Here is a 19199-nt window from a genome sequence, read left to right on the forward strand (position 1 = left end):
ATATTAAATTATGGGTTTTACAAAATTTAAAAAAAGCGATAAATCATCATCTCCGTCAGTAAAAATAATTTCTTTCACTATTATTAATTATAAAATGAAAAATAATAATCTAGACATTTTCCATTAAAAATTAATTAGCCATTTAGCATTTAAAAAAACACAGGTTTAACTTCTTACTGAGGTGTATAGGTGATTTATGTAATTATCTAATATCTAATTCTTAACTCGGTAATGAAGTTCAACTACTCCATTTGAATATGTTTTTGAATCGAGTAATTCCAGAGAACTAATTGTCTGATTTTGACTAAATATTTCAATCCCATCATCGATGATTATTGGCATCATAAATACTTTTAGTTCGTCAATCACACCTCCTGAGAGCAATAAGGCATTAGTTTGCCCTCCTCCGATTACCCAGATAATCCCTCCTGGATCCTTTTTAAGGCCCTTTACAAAATCGATTGGATCTTCGTTTATATAATTAACATTTTCATCCTTCTTGAGGTCTTTTCTTCTGGTAAAAACATAATTATCCTTGCCTTTATATGGAAATTCAGTATCAAACCCCAGTACCTGATCATAAGTAGTATTCCCCTGGATAGTAATCTCAACCTTATCATAAAATTCGGAATATCCATAATCCAATCTCTTGGGATTAGGTATTTTTTCCAGCCAGCCAACTGAACTATTAGAATCCGCAATCTTACCGTTAAGACTTATAGCTATATAGGAAACAACTTTTCTCATGTTATTTTATTTTAGTACGCATATTTTCATATTCCTTGTAGATATCCATTAAATCCGGCTCTTTCCGCATATATTCTTTCCTTAATTTATTATCTTCCATCCAGCGATAAATCCAGGATATACCGTATTTCAGATGATAATATTCCTTCTGATCGTAAACACTGTCTCTTAAGACTTCTTCTAAAGAAATAAAATCATAATTCAATGAACTTAACCGAGTTATAATAGCTGCTAAATAGTCTGAATTGATTCTATTATCGTGACATAAATATATATGAGGTATATCCCGGTTATATTCTTCATCAACCAACTCCTCAAAGAATTCAAACATTCTTATAGTATAATTTACATAACGATCTCCAATTCTCTGAGCATTTTCGAGATCTCCTTGCGAAAGATAGGTTGCATACAAATAATTGAACATCCAGTCACTACTCTCTACGGTAAAAGGGGTAATATTATATCCATTGTCTTCTAAGAAATTCCTGATTCTTATCTGTTGCAATGAATCTTTTCCTAAATCATTAAATGGAAACCTGAATTCATTTAAATCTTTATCATATTTTAACGATAAATTCCTGGTCAATAATTCTCCTTTTATAACTTCTGCTGAAAATGAATCAACTCCTATCGCTGAATAGCGGGGATGATTAAAACTGTGATTACCCGGAGAAACATATTCTTTACTTAGCCAGTCTTCCAGTAATAGAAGCTTGACACTATCTACTTTCCCCCCTGAGTATACCCTATTTTCATTAATAAAAATTGATACCGGTATCTGAAGACTATCTAATACAGACAACAAGTTTGATCTTGAACTATTGGTTTGTGGAACATCATCTATGGTTATAACCACACTTTTTTCAGATTGAGCACTCAAAACCAGATTAAAAATTGATAGCATAACTATCAATATCCCATTATTTATTTTTTTCATATTAGACATAAAATTCTTCTTAAAATTATTGGTTTACTCTTCTTCTACGTGCTCTTTAATAAAAGATGGCACAATTAAATTATTTTAAAACCTTTTTAGATCTTTACTATTAAACTTCCATTCCGGAGTTAATATCACGCCCTCCTTTACTTCATACCAGGGATTATTAGTTTTTAAAGGATTTAAAAGGATCTGAATTTCCTGTGCTGGCATATAACTTTGAGCAAGCATTACTAGCTTTTGACCTGTTTCAATATTTTCAACCATATCTACTAATATCACGGCATGTCCGGGAGAACCTCCCTGTATGAGAATATCACCAATTTTCATATCAGTTATCTTTACCTCTTCAAGCTCTCTTGATAAGGACAAGGTACCTGCATAGCTAAATACTATTTCCAAATATTCCCAGAACTTTTCATCAGAATCCCCTGGTGTTCCTCCAGGCACCCATCTGACATTTTTACCTCTAACTTGTATTCTATTTCCTTTAATCCATTTGGAATAATCAGCAATAAAACCATTTGTGAATTCAAAATGAATATTATTTATCTGATCAGTTTTTCGCAGAAAATCAGCTCTTAATCTAATAATTGCATCTGCGCATTGATGCAAATCACGATTACCGATCGGAAGATCAACAACTGCACAATATACATTATTGGAAGATTTAATATTACCATTATAGTATTTAACGACTGACCCTGATGGTTTTAAAGGTAACGTTCTGAGGAATGTTCCAAATTCATTTACACCAACATTGACTCTTTTAAATCCTTTTGGAGGATTAAATCTTTCAATAATTGTTAGCCCTTGATTTTTAATAATTATAGGTTCGTCCGGAATAGATTGTTCTACATTCTTTATCTGATTTTTAGGGTTTTGACCACAAGAATTTAATGGTAAAAAAATTATGAGAAAAATGATTTTCCACATTTGAAATTTAAGTTTTGGCATTTGATTTTTTAAATAAAGTTTTGATAAGCGATATAGTTATAACGATAAAACCAGGAATACCGATCCATATGAGTTCACTTTTAATAACATTCAGACCTCTTTCCGTAAAAAAATTTTCAATCCCGATTGGAGATACTTTGATAGGCCTGAATGGCAAAAAATATCTCTGGTTATCAAAAGGTGCAAATACAGCGACTCCCAATCCTCCTGTTGTCATTGCATCCAATATTATGTGAGAGGCCGAACAAATAAAAAAATAAAAACAAAGTATATAGCCGGTTTTACTAGCTAAGTATTTTTTGTAGAAAAGAACTACCAGCAATATCCCTGTTAACAATGAAAAAAATAATGAATGGGTTATTCCTCTGTGTCCCCATATATTTTCATATGGAATACCAAAATTAAAAGCCAGAACATCTATATCAGGTAGTACGGAACATATAATACCTAGTAGAATAACTTTATATGTTTTTATTTCTGCCGGAAAAACCATCCCTAATGATGATGCTGCAAATGCATGACCGAATAATGATGCCATAAACTTTAGTATTTAGTCGCCTCTTTTAAAAGTTTTTTAATCATGTCTAGGTAAAAAGCTTTTGCTTCTAAAAACGAAGATGGTGGTGAATTCACAAAAACAATCGCCCCTACATTCTCTTCCGGGTCAAATGAAACCACCGTTGCTACGCCTGGGTCTCCACCTGTATGAGATGGAAGTCTCCTCATTAATAAATAATACAACCAATGATCAAACTCGTTACTGTTCCATGCAATAGCTTGATATTTATCTACATTCGGATACTGAATTCTCAACATTTCTTTCACAGTTTCTGGCTCCAAAAAACGGAAATCGCTAACCATACCTTCATTCAACATAAGTTCGATAATCTTTGCATAATCAGAAACTGTAGTTCTTATCTGGCCATCGGGATAATCCGCATACCCATAATGATTTAATATTTCAAAACCTTCATTTTTATCGTCCGAAGGCTGATGAGGATAGGCTATATTATCATGTGGAATGTCGCTTAAAAACCAATATGTATTTTGCATATTTAAAGGTTCAAACACCTTCTGATACATAAAATCTTCAAAATCCATTTCAGTAATTACTTCGATAAGATATCCACAGAGCACATATCCCATATTACTATAGTTTCTTTCTGTTAAGGGAGGTTTAGATGAAAAATTTGCCAATGAATCATAATATTTTCTCCCGGAGTTAAAGTAATCCTTCACAAAATCATGAAGTTCAATTGGAGAATCCCCACCCTTTTCCAAAGTATAAAGAGGACTAATAACCTCCCAGTTATCTATAATTGAAGAAGTATGGCTCAGTAACATCCTCGTAGTTAATTTCGCATTTGGATGATGAGGGTTTTGAATTTTGAAAGGCAAATAATCATTAATATCTGTATCCAAATTTAATTTACCATCCTCGCATAGCTTCATTATGCCGATAGCTGTTATCGGTTTGGTAGAAGAAGCAATCATAAATAAGGTTGAATCATTCACATAAGACTTCTTATCGACTCTTTTATTGCCATAGCTATTATTCCACTTTAGTTCTCCTTCTGATAAAAAAGCAGCTTGTAACCCAACTATTCCAATCTTTTCAATTTGCTTTTCAAAATATCTATCCAGTTTTGTATTGGACTGACTGAGTAATTCAAGTTGAAATACTAGTAATAAAACAATAGCTGATACAAATCTATTAATCATTACTTTTTGTAAGGGTTTGCCTGATAGAAACTATGTGATAAAATATTGCAAATGGCAAAAGTACTCCCGGAAGCAAAATAAATGGCAATTCAGTTAGTAATAATCTGCTAACATCAGGTGGGAAATCAGAATGTATATAATAAGTTGATACAAAAGCATATCCTGTAAAGGTAAGTACGATAAGTGCAGCAATATTCCAACCTAACACCCACTTTTGACTAATACTGTTTCTCATATATAAAACACCTATAACTGGAGCAGTTAACCCTATCAATATATCATAGTTCGATCCATCAAAGCTTACTCCTTCCGGAAAATAACCATACAAAATTGCTTCTAGGATTAATAATTCAACACCTATTCGAAATGCCTGCACATTAACAGGGAAATATGAAGAAAACTGATTTAGATTTCGTTTAAAAATTGATTGACCGGTCAGTATTATTGATAGAATAATCGAAGGTAAAATAATCAATAAAGGAACCCGGGGAGGTAAATCAAAATTTTGTAATAACCCTGATAAACTTAAGGTCAACACATATGTTAACCATAATATTATTATGACGATATACCTTTTGATCAGTTTAAATTTATCTTTCTTAGATTTTAAGAATAAAATTATGGGACTGATAACCATTAGAATAGTAAGAAGAACAAATCCTGCTTTTATCATTTGTGGGGCATTTAAATAAAAGTAATATATATAATATTACCTCTTTGAGTATTAGTAATCAATCAATAACAGGATAAGAAATAAATTAATATTTCGAATGGTCTGATTCAAATTTTAATGGATCGAATCTTTTAAGACAAATCCTGAATAAACTGAAATACAAGGACAGCAAAACTCAAGACTGCTCCGAGAATGGGAATAATTATAGGGTACGTTTTAATTCCCTCTGGGTGTTTGTCTTTTGTTTTGATTTTCCAAAGGGCCAGGTTGATCATAATAAAAACAACGATCAAAATGTAATTTGTCGCTTTAGCTAAAGACTCTAAATTAAATAAAAGAGCAAGTACTAAAATAACCATAGTCGATATGACGGTAGACCATATCGGGGTATGGGTTTTCTGATTCACTTTCCCGAAAAGTTTCGGAGCCATATTCTTTTCCGACATTCCATATAAGACCCTGGCTATCATTACGATTTGAACCAGGACACCATTGATTATGGCTATTAAACTAATCCCGGAAATAATTTTTGGATAGCCACTACCTTCCTTAGCCAGAATATCAGCAAGAGGTGCTTCACTTTCACCTAATTCTTCAGGGCTTAATCCTAAAGCAGCTATGGTTGCTACCAGCATATAAAGTAAAACCAGTATACTCAATGAAATCAAAATTGCCCTGGGCATATCTTTTTCTGGATTCTTTGATTCCTCAGCAACATTAACCATATCCTGGAAACCGATAAAAGTAAAAAAGGCAAGGAATGCACCCAGCATCACAGCCTTCCAGTCAGTAAGATTAAAACCCGGCACTATTTCCGGCCACCTTTCAGGAAATGATGTCAAATTATCACCGGAAATAAATATGACGATCAAAATACCACAGATTTCGATAATCGTGATAATGGTAATAGTTAAAGCAGATTCAGTAATGCCCCAGATCGCTATTCCTCCAAGAATGAGAACAATTGTAGTAATTATAATCCAGTCGGGTAATTGCTCAATAAAAACATGAACATACCCGGTATATCCATTTACTACCGTAGCTGTAGATACGATAGCTGATAAAACTATAAGCCAACCGACAATGGAAGAAACTATTTTTATATTAAAAGCACGATCAACATAATTAACCTCTCCTGCACTTTTTGGAATTCTGGCAGATAATTCACCATATGATATCCCTGTAAATGTTGCCAGAATCGCAGCAACAAGAAATGATATTGGAGCCATCATTCCAGCTTTTCCTGCTACTTTTCCCAGAAGAACATAGATCCCAAGCCCTAAAATAGTACCGACCCCATAAAATACAAGCTGAGACAGTGTCAAGCTTCTTTTGAGGCCGGTATTATCGTTATTGGTTTTATTTTCTGAGGTGCCCATGAGTAGATAATAAAGTAACAAGAATTATCATCTTCTCAAAGGCAAAATCAGCTATTCAACTAATTTAATTCTTTAATAACTTTTTGAAGCCTGGATCTCACCTCTCCGGCTATATTATTTAGCTTATCATTTTCAACAGCTCCCATTGAAGTAACCGGATCTACCGCTGAAACTTCTATTGACCCATTATCATTTTCTTCAACGATAACATTACATGGTAGTAAAACTCCAATTTTATCTTCAGCTTGCAAGGCTTTATGAGCGAATTCAGGATTGCAAGCACCTAAAATTCTATACTTTTTAAAGTCGACATCTAATTTCTTTTTCAATGTTGATTTGACATCAATTTCAGTAAGCACACCAAAGCCTTCCTCTTTTAAATGTGCTGTAACAAGGTCTATAACCTCGTCAAAATCCTTATTTTCTAAAGTTGTGTTATAATAATATTTCATGACGCTTTGTTGATTTTGTTTACTATTAATCAATATACCTTTTTTCATTCAGGTAGACTGTGACATTTAATACTTAACTAACTGATTATCTTCTCTAAAGAGCTATAACGTTCATTTAAGTACCTCAGAATTACATGAGATTCTCTAACCCTGAGAAATTAATTAGGTATCGTGGCATCTAATAGTTAAATTTGACGTTAGGAAAGAAAGAATAAATCTTTTAAATAGTTCGATCCATTATCTATAATCAAAAAAGAGGATAAAATTATTTAGAAGAAACAATTAACCCTTTTATGATTAGATACAAATTTTCAAGAACAATTAACAAGGAGTTTTCTGCCGAGATCAAGAAAAATGTCAACGAATACTTCAAAAAGAATCAATTAAAGAAAACGGGGAATAATACAGTTTTATTCAAAACTATTTTTGCTTTATCTGTATATCTTGTTCCTTTCATTTTAATGCTTACCGGTGTCATTCAAAATCCGATATTAATGTTTGGAGCATGGATCACTATGGGCTTAGGCATGGCATTTATTGGGACATCTGTAATGCACGATGCTTTACATGGGTCATTGTCCGGAAAGAAAATGCTAAATAATTTACTTGGACTTACTGCTCCACTAATGGGCGTGGATGGAAGGCTATGGCAATTACAACATAATGTCCTTCACCATACATATACCAATATCGAAGATGCTGATGAAGATATCCAGCCAAGATATGTATTAAGGTTTACACCTAATCAGCCAAGAAGATGGTTTCACAGATATCAGCATATTTATGCTATATTTCTTTATAGTATTTCTACTATTCAATGGATGGCGATTAAAGATTATATCAAAGTATTTAACTATCGCAGAAAAGGTCTTATAAAATCCAATAAGGAAGTTGCTATCAGAATGACGAAGATAATTATTTCAAAGATATTTTATCTTGGAGTCTTCCTGGTTTTACCTATTGTATTATTCAGCACACCAGCCTGGTTAACTGTTTTGATGTTTTTGACAATGCACGCTGTAGCAGGATTATCACTCAGCCTGATTTTCCAGCCAGCTCATGTGGTTCCAACTTCAGATTTCGTGATGCAGGATGAGCAAATGATTGAAGAAAACTGGTCTGTACACCAGATCTTAACAACTTCAAATTTCGCAATGAATAACAAGGTCCTTTCTTATTTTATCGGAGGACTTAATTATCAAATAGAGCACCATTTATTTCCTTATGTATGTCATGTGCATTATCCGGAAATATCCAGAATTATTCAAAAGACAACTGAGAAATATAACTTGCCTTATTTTTATGAGAAAAGTTTCACATCTGCATTAATAAGTCATTTTAAACTACTTAAAACGCTGGGAAGGCAAGACAAAATTAAGCCTGACTATGAGTTAAGAATGGCAGCTTAATAAAATATTAAGGGAGGTCTAACCTCCCTTTTTTTTATCCATTTATTTGGTTATCTGGTTTTTTCTCTTGGTCAAGATCAGTAAGGTTCTTCAGAGTAGTCCGAGCGATTTCTTCCAATGCTTCCTTAGTAAAAAAACCCTGATGTGAGGTGATTAGTACATTGGGAAAAGTCATTAATCTGGAAATTTCATCATCTTCAATTATTTCTTCTGATAAGTCTTTGAAAAATAGTTTTTCCTCCTGCTCGTACACATCAATGCCGAGGTAACCTAATTTCCCTGATTTGAGTGCAGCAATTGCATCTGAAGTATTAATCAGAGCGCCACGAGATGTGTTGATCACCATAACGCCATTTTTCATCTTATCAAAAGCTTCTTTATCAAGTAAGTGATGAGTAGCAGGAATTAGTGGGCAATGCAAAGAAATAACATCTGATTTTTCAAATAATTCATCAAGATCATAGTATTTAACTCCTGCGTCCATTAAGTCTTGATTTTCCTTAACATCATAACCGATCACATGACAACCAAAGCCAAGCATAATTTTCGCAAATAGAGCACCAATATGTCCGGTTCCTATAACACCGACTGTTTTACCATAAATATCAAACCCGGTGAGCCGTTCAAGCGAAAAGTTACTTTCCCTGATGCGGTTATACGCTTTATGGGTTTTACGATTCAGCGTTAAAATTAATGCTACGGCATGTTCTGCAACTGCCTGAGGAGAATATGTAGGAACTCTGACTACTGCAATTTTTTTTTTAGTAGCTTGATCAAGGTTTACATTATTAAATCCCGCGCATCTTAGTGCTATTACCTTTACCCCGTTTGATGACAATTCATCTATTACTTTTTTATTGAGATTATCATTCACAAAAACACAAACAGCATCATACCCTACAGTCAAATTAACTGTGTTTTCATTTAACGGAGCCTCGAAATATGTCAGTTCATGTGAATGGCTTTTATTAAACCTATTCAGGTATTCTCTGTCATAAGACTTTGTGCTAAATACTGCAGTCTTCATCTATTTTTCATTATTTAAATTTTCTTCTGAAACATCAAACTTCTCAAACCATCCCAAAATATAAACTACTTTATTAATTAAGTTACTCGGTTTAGCAGCTATGCCATGACTTGCTTCCTGAATTCTAACTAATGCAGAAGGCACCTTATTAAGTTTTAATGCAGCATAATATTGTTCTGACTCAGAAATCGGTGTCCGGTAATCATTTTCCCCGGTCAATAGCATAGTCGGTGTGGTTACATTTCCAACCAGTGAGATTGGTGATCTTTTCATATACTCTTCAGGAACCTCCCATGGCTTTCCGGGAAACCAATATTCTGTAAAAAACACAGGATTATCTGCGCTTAATGTATGGCTGTACCAGTTAATCACCGGTTTTGCAACGACAGCTGCTCTGAATCGATCAGTTTTACCTACTATCCACGCAGTCAGCACTCCACCGCCACTTCCACCAGTCACAAATAACCGATTTTCATCTACATATCCCTTTTCGATCACCGCATCAACACCAGACATTAAGTCTTCATAATCGTTACTTGGGTAATTATGGTGGATTGTATTTGCAAAATCTGCTCCATAACTAGTACTCCCCCTTGGGTTGGTATATAACACTACATAACCTGCAGCAGCATAGAGTTGAACTTCTGTAGAAAACCGGTTTCCGTAATTCGTAAAAGGCCCACCATGAATTTCTAATATCAATGGGTACTTTTTTGAGGGATCAAAATTTGGCGGCTTACAAATCCAGCCTTGTATTTCCTTGCCATCATGGCTTGATTTATACCAGATCTCTTCAACCTCACCTAATTGCTTATAATTGAATAAGTCTTCATTTAACCTTGTAATACGATTCAATTCTTTATCGTACACCGCAAGGTCTGCAGGATGATCAGGTGTAGAATATGTGAAGGCGACAATACCTTCTTCTGATACACTAAAGTCTCCACCACTATAAGGACGACCTAATGATAACCCTCCAACATTATTGATTTCATCACGATACTTACCATTAAGATTGGTCGATGCTACCTTCGTATTTCCTTCTTCATCATACAAAAAGTAAATTCTGTCATTACCTGACCATTGAATATTGTAGATCGAATTATCTAAATTGGTTTCAATCATTTCAGAAGAGCTTCCATCAATATTCATCACATAGATTAATGAATTATGATACCCGAGCTTTTTGTCGTCATATCCAAGGTAAGCTATTTTTGAACCATCAGGAGAAACAATCGGACTAGTATCAGGACCATATCGGTCGGTCAATGCAGTATTAGAACCATCGGCAACACTTATTCTGTATATTTCTGAATCCAATGGATTAAACTCCCTGTCATCATCATGGTTAGCACTCAGAAACAGATATTTTGAATCTTTACTCCAACTCATCATACCGGTATGATCAACATCTCCAGATGTTATCTGTCGGGGAGTTCCACCATTCGTACTAATAACAAATACCTGCGAGCTACCTGGTTTTACATACCCGGAACCATCCCGGCGATAAACCATTTCATCGATATAAATTGCAGAAGAGGCCCAGTCAGCACCTTTAGGTTTTGGAGGTAATTCAACCATCCTCTTGGGTTTCTTATCTACAAACATTTGGAAAGCTATATATTTCCCGTCCGGAGACCAGGTAAGTCGTGAAGGAGATTTCTGAAGATTAGTTAGCTGAAATTGAATATCCTTATCAAGCCACATCATATGTATTTGTGATTTCCCTGATTTATTAGAGACATATGCCAGCTTATTTCCATCCGGTGACAAAACCGGAGATGAATTGGTATGATTACCGGTAGTAAGTGGGTAATGATTGGAGCCGTCTGTTTTAACTATCCATAAATTAGATACTCCTCTATCAGACATAATATCTTTGGAGTTTCTAATATAGATAATCTTATCTCCATCTGTTGAAATTGTTGGACTGGACACATATTCGAGATCAAATATATCAATTGGCTCCAGGACAGCTGAATTTTGTCCAAACACTGTCAGGCTCATCAAAAATGATAAAGTTATATATAGTAATTTCATGGTAAGGATTAGATATGGTTTTTGTTTCTTTATCAATTTAATAAGTCCATTAGATTATTTATAGATTATTATTAAAAAAGGACCAGCATCTGCCGGTCCCGATAAACATAACCTAAATCAGATTATTTTATTTTGAACTCCAAATTGAATAACTATTTGGTGGACATTGAATTTTAACCCATCCATTCCCCTGGGTGACAGGTTCCCAACTTGAATTCCCTGTATAATCTTTTATTCTTACTGAATTCCAGTTTGTCTGAATCCATCTTTCTACCCATGATCCCGAATCATTCAGATAAACTACTATTCCCGGATTTCCATTTCTCCTGGCAATGTACTCATCGTTATCTACATGTAGTATGCTGGTATTGCCAACTGCTAGATTTCTGTGAATCCAGATCAGGTTATTGAGTTTACTTTTATCAAGCCACTCTTCATAATCTTTGTAAAAAATAGTTGGGTAACCTTCATGAGTCAGAATATATGCATAGGCATGCATTTTATCATAGATAATGTCAGTGTCATGATTGGCAACAAATGTTACTGCTTTCATCGGATCACGCTTCCATAGCATATCGCCATTCAATTTTCTCAGGTCATTTCCGTCAAAGGCCTCATCAAGCCTGTAATAACAAGCAAAGTCAAAAGCTGATGCCCTTCGGCTGGTACTATTGACCCAGTTTTGTAAGGTATTTGCATTTCCATCCCAGTTTTCACCAACTGCAAAACCACCTACTTCATCGACCCAGTCCTTAACAATCCAGCCACCAAAGCCTTTTACATAATCAAACCTCCAACCGTCAAATCCAATAACGTTTTTATAATATTTTGCAACGCTATTACTGTTTTTCCATAGCCATCCCTGAACATAAGGAACAGAATGGCTTAAGTCCGGAAATCCACCAAAAACACCTTCATCTTGATTAGCATAATTATTAGGATGGAAGTCACTGGCAGATCGATAAAATTTACCTGAAGCAGGATTAAAATCTGTGTACGTATTAGTTCCTGTAAAAGGATTGTACTCTGATTGAGCTCCACTATTGTGATTTAATACAATATCTGCATAAACCTCAATATTATAGTTGTGTGCAGTATTGATCAGGCTGATCAATTCATTCTTCGAACCAAACCTGGTTTCGACTGAACCCATTTGGTTATATTCCCCCAGGTCAAAATAATCAAATGGATCATACCCCATAGAATAAGGCCCATTCATAGCTTTTGATACCGGTGGTAACCAAATAGCACTAATGCCCGCAGCATCCCATTCAGATATCTTACTTTTAATAGTATTATACCAATTGCCCCCTGCTGGTACATCCCAGTAAAAGGCCTGCATTATAACACCGCCACCCGGTCCGGTAGATTGTTCCGTTTCCGGATTTGATGGTGTTACTTCAACAACATCCTGATGTTTTGGTTTTAAGGTCTGTTCATCCACATTGGAGCAGGCAAACAGCAATCCTGTTACGCATAATAATGCGCAATGTTTAATTTGGGTAAACATATTATTTAGTTTTGGTTTTAAACTAAACTAACTATAAATCAGACATTTACAACAAAAAATTGATAATAAATAACCGCAAACGTTAGCACAAACGATTGCAAAAAATATCTATAAACAGTATCAAATTAAAATCCAGGGCTTTAAAAAGGATTGCACAAAAAAAGGCCGGTCTTACCGGCCTTATCCAGATGTTTAAAATTACTTTAACATCGGCTTATGTTATTAATACGTAAATATAGCTTACATGGTTTTGACGTAACCAAGCTTTTGCTGAGAATTCACAGCCTTCATTCTATTAGGATGCCTTTTTAGGGTTTGTTCATAATACAAATATGCCTCATCAATTCTTTTTTGTTCAACTAACCAATCCGCCAGCATTTCATGAGATGGTTTTTGTATAGCAGGAGGACCATAGTTATAGCCAGCTTTCTCCTCTAGCTCAATTGCTTTTAGAAGATACTTTTCAGTTTGTTCCAAATTGCCATTCAGTTTTTCTAATAAAGCCCTTAATTGGAATTCCGTAGATCTGGCAGCATCGACATCGCTTTGCCTTACCATATCCCGACTTTCTCCACTACAAATAGATATCCCTGTATCATTAACTTTCACTTCTTCTTCCTCAATTTGAATTTTCAATGAAGTAATTACCAATTCCAAAGACTTTGAATCTCTACTTTCGTACGCCTTCATTCCATCAATAAAATTATAATTAGCACGCTCTAAGATATTTAAACCTTCAGTTTCAACAACAATATTCGCTATATCAGAATTCCAGTCTTCCGTTTCAACAAGGTAAGTTCCTTTTAAATATACCAGGTGTGCTCGTGCCCTGGTGGAAGGTTTTTCCTTGGTATACAATGCCATGTTTTCTACCATTTCTTTTGCTTTATCCTCTTTTCCTTGCTGCAGATAACCATATTGTAACCAATGGAAAGAATGGTAGCCCCGTGCATCATTATCGAGGTCTTTTCTTAGTTTCCTATCAACACTAGCCTGGTAAGAGCGTTCATTCGCTTCAACAACCGCATCCCACATTCCCATTGCAACATAAATGTGAGATGGCATATGTAGCGCATGGGCAGCATCAGGAGCTACTTTACCATAACTATTAGCAGCTTGGATAGCTAATCGTGCGTGACCCGGATCATCGTATGAATGTATCAAATAGTGTAATGCCCCGGGGTGTTGAGGATTTTCACTTAGGACTTCTTTTGCAACTTCAGCTGCCTGACCAAAAACTTCATAATTTCTTGTTGTTTTCACCTTACCCAAAAGAGACAATGAATAAAATGAAGCTACTTCCTGGTTTCCAGGATACTTTTCTGTCATTTTATGTAAATACTCAGAGTATAATTCATCTCTTTCTGATTTACTACTTCCCGATCTGTATAAAACCCCAACTGAATTAATAAAATCTTTTTCAAGTTCTGTTAGTGAGCTAAAATTCTCATTCTTCAAAGCTTTCGTAATTGCCTCGGATCCTTTTTCATAATCCTGATTACGCCATAGTGTATGATTATAAGTCATTGCCTCCCCCCAGTAAGCCATTAACAGATCAGGGTCTTCTTCCTGAACTCTAATAAATTCTTCACGGGCATCGACATATTCAAAACTATGAAGTAAAAGAAGACCTTTAATAAACATCTGAGCAGCTTGTTTATCACCGGTAACATCTAACTCTACCTTTCCCAGAGAATAACCCTGATCACCATTTTTATGATTGTGACATGAAAATAAAAGAGTGAATGAAATTAATAAAGCAGATAGTAATTTAACTTTTCCCATGGCCTTGAAGTTTTTGAACTTAAATAGGTAGTATAATTTAATCATAATTCCATTTAAGTACATGAATATCAAAACAAAACGCACCGGATAATTTTATCCAAGTACTGTTTTTAATTCATCACAAAACCTTTTTGTGTCCTCAATCTTACCTGTACTTATTCTACACCAATCATAAAAAGGCGGGAATGGTCTCCCGATAAGCATTCCTTTTTCATGAAAATGTTTACCAAGATCATCTATATGTTTACCGGATTTGAAGAAAACAAAATTCGTGTGCGAATTAACATATTCCAATCCTAGTTCATCAAGGGTTTTATATATCAATGTTTTTGCTTCCCGGTTTTTATCTAAAGACAACTTGTAAAAATCTTTATCCTCAAGTGCAGCCTCTGCAGCTTTGATGGCTGGTACATTGGTAAAAGCCATTAGATGATTTCTTAACCGTGAAGCTATATCAGGTCTGGCAATAAGGTATCCGATTCGAAAGCCGGCTAAACCATAAACTTTGCTGAAAGTTCTAGAAACGATAACATTTTTATCCTCCTTAACTAATTCTACCATGGAAGGATAATTTTCTTCTTCGATAAAATCATAATAGGCCTCATCAGAAAAGATTATGGTGTCTTCAGAAACTTCTTCACAAAACTGTCTCAATTTCCCTGAAGGCAAAAGAGTAGAAGTAGGATTATTAGGATTACATAGAAAGATCAGATTTGTACGAGGATTAATTCTTTTTTTCATTTGATCCAGATCAATACCCATGTCCTGATCTACATCAACCCAGTTAATCCTGCCTCCGAATAATTTGGAATAATCCATCATTGCCAGAAATGTGGGCTTAGGAGCTAAAATTTCGCCACCATACATTCCATAAATAGCTCCGGTAGCTTTTAATCCCTCAGTAGAACCACCTGTAATAACCAAATGATCCGGAGTCACTCCTTCTTTCTCTGCAATTTTCTCATTTAAATTTTTTATATAAGCCCATGGATATCGGCAACCATCGTCAAAAGAATTAACAACTGCTTTGCGAACTGCTTTTGATGGACCATAAGCATTTTCGTTTGAACTTAACCTAATTAATCTTTCTGAATTAAGGCTATCTGCAATATTTCCTTGTGATGTTTCGTTACCCAGGGCTGGGAATTGTCCAAGAAAGGCTGCAGCTCCCAGAAGGCTTGAGCTTTTAAGCCAATCACGTCTGTTTAATTTGCTCATAAGAATAAATGAAAGTTATTCTTATAAGTTAATTATTAATAAAATTTAAAAAAAATAAATTCTTATCAGGTTTAAACTATTTCTATTTGATACTTATCCAGCAGTCCAGGCAAGCCGATTAAAGAAAATTTACATCCCTGAATCTTATTTTTATCCGGATCGATTGAATAGCCTGCAGCTGTCGAGAAATCTGAATTGGTAAGATCGCAATTTTCAAAGATCGCACCATTTAATTTACAGTTTACAAAGCTGCTTTCAACGAGACGGGAATCCGTAAAATCCACTTCACTAAGATCACATTCTGTCAATTCAAAATTTTCCAGGGACAAGGCATAAAAAGAGGAAAGGTTTAGCTGAGACTTTTCAAATTTCATTGAAAGAAGAAAAGGATTACAGTAATCAAACCTGACCCCTAACATTTTGCAACCTTTAAAAAGAACATTTTGAAAGGAGGTATTGCCTGTATTAATATTACTGAGATCGGTATCTATAAATTCGCAGTCAATAAACTTATAATCCTTCAAATTTTGTTTAGCTAAATTACAATTTGTGAAAATACAGTTTTCATATTCTCCGATTTCAATATCGTCTTTACCTAAAATATCTTCTCCTTCGATGTATTTCATATTCTAAATTTAGCAGGTCTTGGAAAATACAGTCCTGCTCTTCTTTATTATTCTTTATATATAACCCATTCATTTCCATGGTGAATGATAACCTAATAAATTGATCTCCCAGAACTAGACTTGTTATTGTCCTTCAAGCACACCAAAAAACTTTTCAAGTTGTGATTTAACCTTTCCTGATGAAATCAAGATTAGATAATCACCAGCTTTAACCAAATGGTTATTGTCTGGGTTTTTAATTAGATCCTTACCAGAAACCATACCTATAGTGACGGCATTGAATCGTTCTTTGATCTCATAAAAAATCTTCAAATATTCTTTATTTGCAAATTCGTTAGAATCAAGAATCCGATATTGTTGAATATCACTTTCTAAATCACTTTTACTGGAAGACATTAAATCCTCTGTATATTCAGCAACCTGGGGTTCAAAAATATAACTAGCTACAAGTCTTGATGCTACTTCTGCTTGAGGCACAACATAATTTACACCTGCACTCATAAAAGTGTCCTTCAAACTGGCATTTTTACAGGTAGCGATAAATGAAAGATTAGAATATTTTTTCTTAAGATTCAAAATAAAAACTAAAGTATCAGTATCATCTGATAGATTAACAAAAATACTTTTTGCTTTTTCGATATTGACCTTTTTAAAAACATCATAGTTTTGAATATCAGAATATAAAACAAAACATTTATCTGTTTCAAAATTGGATTTGATTAAATCTAATTGTTCTTTACTATCTACGACTATTGCTAACTTCTTTCCAGTATTTAAAATTTGCTGAGCGACAGAGCGCCCGAAATTGTTCCAGCCAATCATAACATAATGACCGGTAAAATCAGTTCCGAAATATCCTTGTTTTTTCTTTTCCATATAGTCATTAATTTTAGCCATTATCTCACCTATAACATATCCAAGAACTCCCACACTACTAATAATAATTAATAAACCAACTATTTTACCTAAAGGAGTTACAGGATATAAATCTCCATATCCAACGGTGGTTAGGGTAACGATAGAGTACCATAAAGCATCTGAAAATGATTTGATATTTGATTCATCTACATTGCTCTCCAGAAGTGTTAGTACACCTACAACAATAAAATAAATAAAAAGAGCAAGGAGAACGTAGAACCATCTTTTCATATTAGCTGATTATTGAAAGTATTGTCAGGAAAACACCTCTTAAATAAGAAGTTAACCCTGAATTTAATTTTGGTTGAATATAAAGCGTTAAGCTAATTAATGATCTGGGATAAACAAATTCTAATGTTGAAATTCTTTTTTAAGAAAGAAGAAAGAACACAGAGTGAGAGTGAATGAAGGTAGGAGAACAGAGGACGAAGAGTAGAGAACATAGAGCGAAGAGTGGAGAGGTAGTAATCGTTGTAGGGATCGGGCATAAAAAAAGCCTCACCGGAATCCGATGAGGCATTGATAATAAAATGGCGATGACCTACTCTCCCACATTTAACTGCAGTACCATCAGCGCTGAGGGGCTTAACTTCTTTGTTCGAAATGGGGAAAGGTGATCCCCCTCGCTATCTTCACCATAAACTCTTTGTTGACGCGTTTGTCAACCTAATATCTTTTGACATATCAAACACACAAGTAAACTTCAGATTTAAAATAATCATAAGTACATTAAGATTGGATCCTTAGGAGATCCCTGGAAAGTTACAGGTAATTAGTACTGCTCGGCTATGCTATCTCTAACTTTACACCTGCAGCCTATCAACGTCATCGTCTCTGACGTCCTTTAAAAGAAGCCTCATCTTGAGGGGAGTTTCGCGCTTAGATGCTTTCAGCGCTTATCTCTTCCGAACATAGCTACTCGGCACTGCAGCTGGCGCCACAACCGATACACCAGAGGTTCGTCCAACCCGGTCCTCTCGTACTAAGGTCAGGTCCTCTCAAGCTTCTAACGCCCACAGTAGATAGGGACCGAACTGTCTCACGACGTTCTGAACCCAGCTCGCGTGCCACTTTAATGGGCGAACAGCCCAACCCTTGGGACCTTCTCCAGCCCCAGGATGTGACGAGCCGACATCGAGGTGCCAAACCTCCCCGTCGATGTGAGCTCTTGGGGAGATCAGCCTGTTATCCCCAGAGTACCTTTTATCCTTTGAGCGATGGCCCTTCCATGCGGAACCACCGGATCACTATACCCAACTTTCGTTCCTGATCGACTTGTAGGTCTCACAGTCAAGCACCCTTATGCTATTGCGCTCTGCGCACGATTACCAACCGTGCTGAGGGTACCTTTGGAAGCCTCCGATACTTTTTTGGAGGCGACCACCCCAGTCAAACTACCCACCACACACTGTCCCCGTCTAACGGGTTAGATATCACGTAAACAAAGGCCGGTATTTCAACAACGGCTCCACCACGCCTGGCGACGCAGCTTCAAAGCCTCCCGGCTATCCTACACATCGTTTACACAATACCAATGTGAAGCTATAGTAAAGGTTCATGGGGTCTTTCCGTCCCACTGCGGGTAAACGGCATCTTCACCGTTACTACAATTTCACCGAGCTCGTGGCCGAGACAGTGCCCAGATCGTTACACCATTCGTGCAGGTCGGAACTTACCCGACAAGGAATTTCGCTACCTTAGGACCGTTATAGTTACGGCCGCCGTTTACCGGGGCTTCAGTTCAACGCTTCGCCGAAGCTAACGTCCCCCTTAACCTTCCGGCACCGGGCAGGTGTCAG

The 19199-nt window shown here is 35.6% G+C and carries 16 protein-coding genes and 2 rRNA genes (1 of these 18 only partly in view); 1 reads left to right on the top strand and 17 read right to left on the bottom strand.

Going from position 1 to position 19199, the window contains the following annotated elements:
- Positions 1-213: 213 nt before the first annotated feature.
- The 8 genes from DCC35_RS20035 to DCC35_RS20070 form a co-directional block, all read right to left on the bottom strand.
- A complete protein-coding gene (locus DCC35_RS20035) occupies positions 214-747 on the bottom strand; it encodes a dihydrofolate reductase family protein (protein WP_137092488.1) in 534 nt (177 codons plus the stop codon).
- Position 748: 1 nt separating this feature from the next.
- The gene (locus tag DCC35_RS20040; RefSeq protein WP_137092489.1) at positions 749-1684 is read right to left on the bottom strand and encodes a polysaccharide deacetylase family protein; all 936 of its coding nucleotides are present in this window, start codon (positions 1682-1684) and stop codon (positions 749-751) included.
- A gap of 84 nt (positions 1685-1768) precedes the next feature.
- A complete protein-coding gene (locus tag DCC35_RS20045) occupies positions 1769-2620 on the bottom strand; it encodes a DUF4846 domain-containing protein (protein ID WP_175402884.1) in 852 nt (283 codons plus the stop codon).
- 7 nt (positions 2621-2627) lie between these two features.
- Entirely contained in the window at positions 2628-3179 is a 552-nt protein-coding gene (locus DCC35_RS20050; protein ID WP_137092491.1) for a metal-dependent hydrolase, read from the bottom strand.
- A gap of 5 nt (positions 3180-3184) precedes the next feature.
- On the bottom strand, positions 3185-4363 hold the full coding sequence (locus DCC35_RS20055) for a serine hydrolase domain-containing protein (protein ID WP_137092492.1): 1179 nt from the start codon (positions 4361-4363) through the stop codon (positions 3185-3187).
- Positions 4356-5036 (bottom strand): hypothetical protein, encoded by a 681-nt coding sequence (locus DCC35_RS20060; protein WP_137092493.1) that lies wholly within the window; start codon positions 5034-5036, stop codon positions 4356-4358. The genes DCC35_RS20055 and DCC35_RS20060 overlap by 8 nt, the downstream gene beginning before the upstream one ends.
- A gap of 131 nt (positions 5037-5167) precedes the next feature.
- Positions 5168-6415 (bottom strand): APC family permease, encoded by a 1248-nt coding sequence (locus tag DCC35_RS20065; RefSeq protein WP_137092494.1) that lies wholly within the window; start codon positions 6413-6415, stop codon positions 5168-5170.
- A 59-nt stretch (positions 6416-6474) separates the two neighbouring features.
- Positions 6475-6867: a DUF302 domain-containing protein gene (locus DCC35_RS20070; RefSeq protein ID WP_137092495.1), complete on the bottom strand. Its 393-nt coding sequence runs from the start codon at positions 6865-6867 to the stop codon at positions 6475-6477.
- Between the two features lie 293 nt (positions 6868-7160).
- On the opposite strand from DCC35_RS20070, the gene DCC35_RS20075 reads away from it, so the two are divergent.
- Positions 7161-8276: a fatty acid desaturase family protein gene (locus DCC35_RS20075; protein ID WP_137092496.1), complete on the top strand. Its 1116-nt coding sequence runs from the start codon at positions 7161-7163 to the stop codon at positions 8274-8276.
- 34 nt (positions 8277-8310) lie between these two features.
- Here the strand turns inward: DCC35_RS20075 and DCC35_RS20080 are convergent, their stop codons facing one another.
- The 9 genes from DCC35_RS20080 to DCC35_RS20120 form a co-directional block, all read right to left on the bottom strand.
- The gene (locus DCC35_RS20080; RefSeq protein ID WP_137092497.1) at positions 8311-9303 is read right to left on the bottom strand and encodes a 2-hydroxyacid dehydrogenase; all 993 of its coding nucleotides are present in this window, start codon (positions 9301-9303) and stop codon (positions 8311-8313) included.
- Positions 9304-11343, bottom strand: a complete 2040-nt coding sequence (locus DCC35_RS20085) for a S9 family peptidase (protein ID WP_137092498.1) — start codon at positions 11341-11343, stop codon at positions 9304-9306.
- 127 nt (positions 11344-11470) lie between these two features.
- Positions 11471-12853, bottom strand: coding sequence for an alpha-amylase (locus DCC35_RS20090; RefSeq protein WP_137092499.1), 1383 nt, complete (start codon positions 12851-12853; stop codon positions 11471-11473).
- A 240-nt stretch (positions 12854-13093) separates the two neighbouring features.
- Positions 13094-14638, bottom strand: a complete 1545-nt coding sequence (locus tag DCC35_RS20095; RefSeq protein WP_137092500.1) for a tetratricopeptide repeat protein — start codon at positions 14636-14638, stop codon at positions 13094-13096.
- 93 nt (positions 14639-14731) lie between these two features.
- Positions 14732-15856, bottom strand: a complete 1125-nt coding sequence (locus tag DCC35_RS20100) for a pyridoxal phosphate-dependent aminotransferase (protein WP_137092501.1) — start codon at positions 15854-15856, stop codon at positions 14732-14734.
- 71 nt (positions 15857-15927) lie between these two features.
- Complete coding sequence (locus DCC35_RS20105; protein WP_137092502.1) at positions 15928-16482, bottom strand: pentapeptide repeat-containing protein; 555 nt, start codon at positions 16480-16482, stop codon at positions 15928-15930.
- A gap of 123 nt (positions 16483-16605) precedes the next feature.
- Positions 16606-17631: a potassium channel family protein gene (locus DCC35_RS20110; protein ID WP_137092503.1), complete on the bottom strand. Its 1026-nt coding sequence runs from the start codon at positions 17629-17631 to the stop codon at positions 16606-16608.
- Positions 17632-17928: 297 nt separating this feature from the next.
- Positions 17929-18040 (bottom strand): 5S ribosomal RNA (gene rrf, locus DCC35_RS20115).
- Between the two features lie 113 nt (positions 18041-18153).
- Positions 18154-19199 (bottom strand): 23S ribosomal RNA (locus DCC35_RS20120) (it continues 1843 nt past the right edge of the window).

Origin of the sequence: Mangrovivirga cuniculi (assembly GCF_005166025.1) — a bacterium.
GTDB lineage: Bacteria > Bacteroidota > Bacteroidia > Cytophagales > Cyclobacteriaceae > Mangrovivirga > Mangrovivirga cuniculi.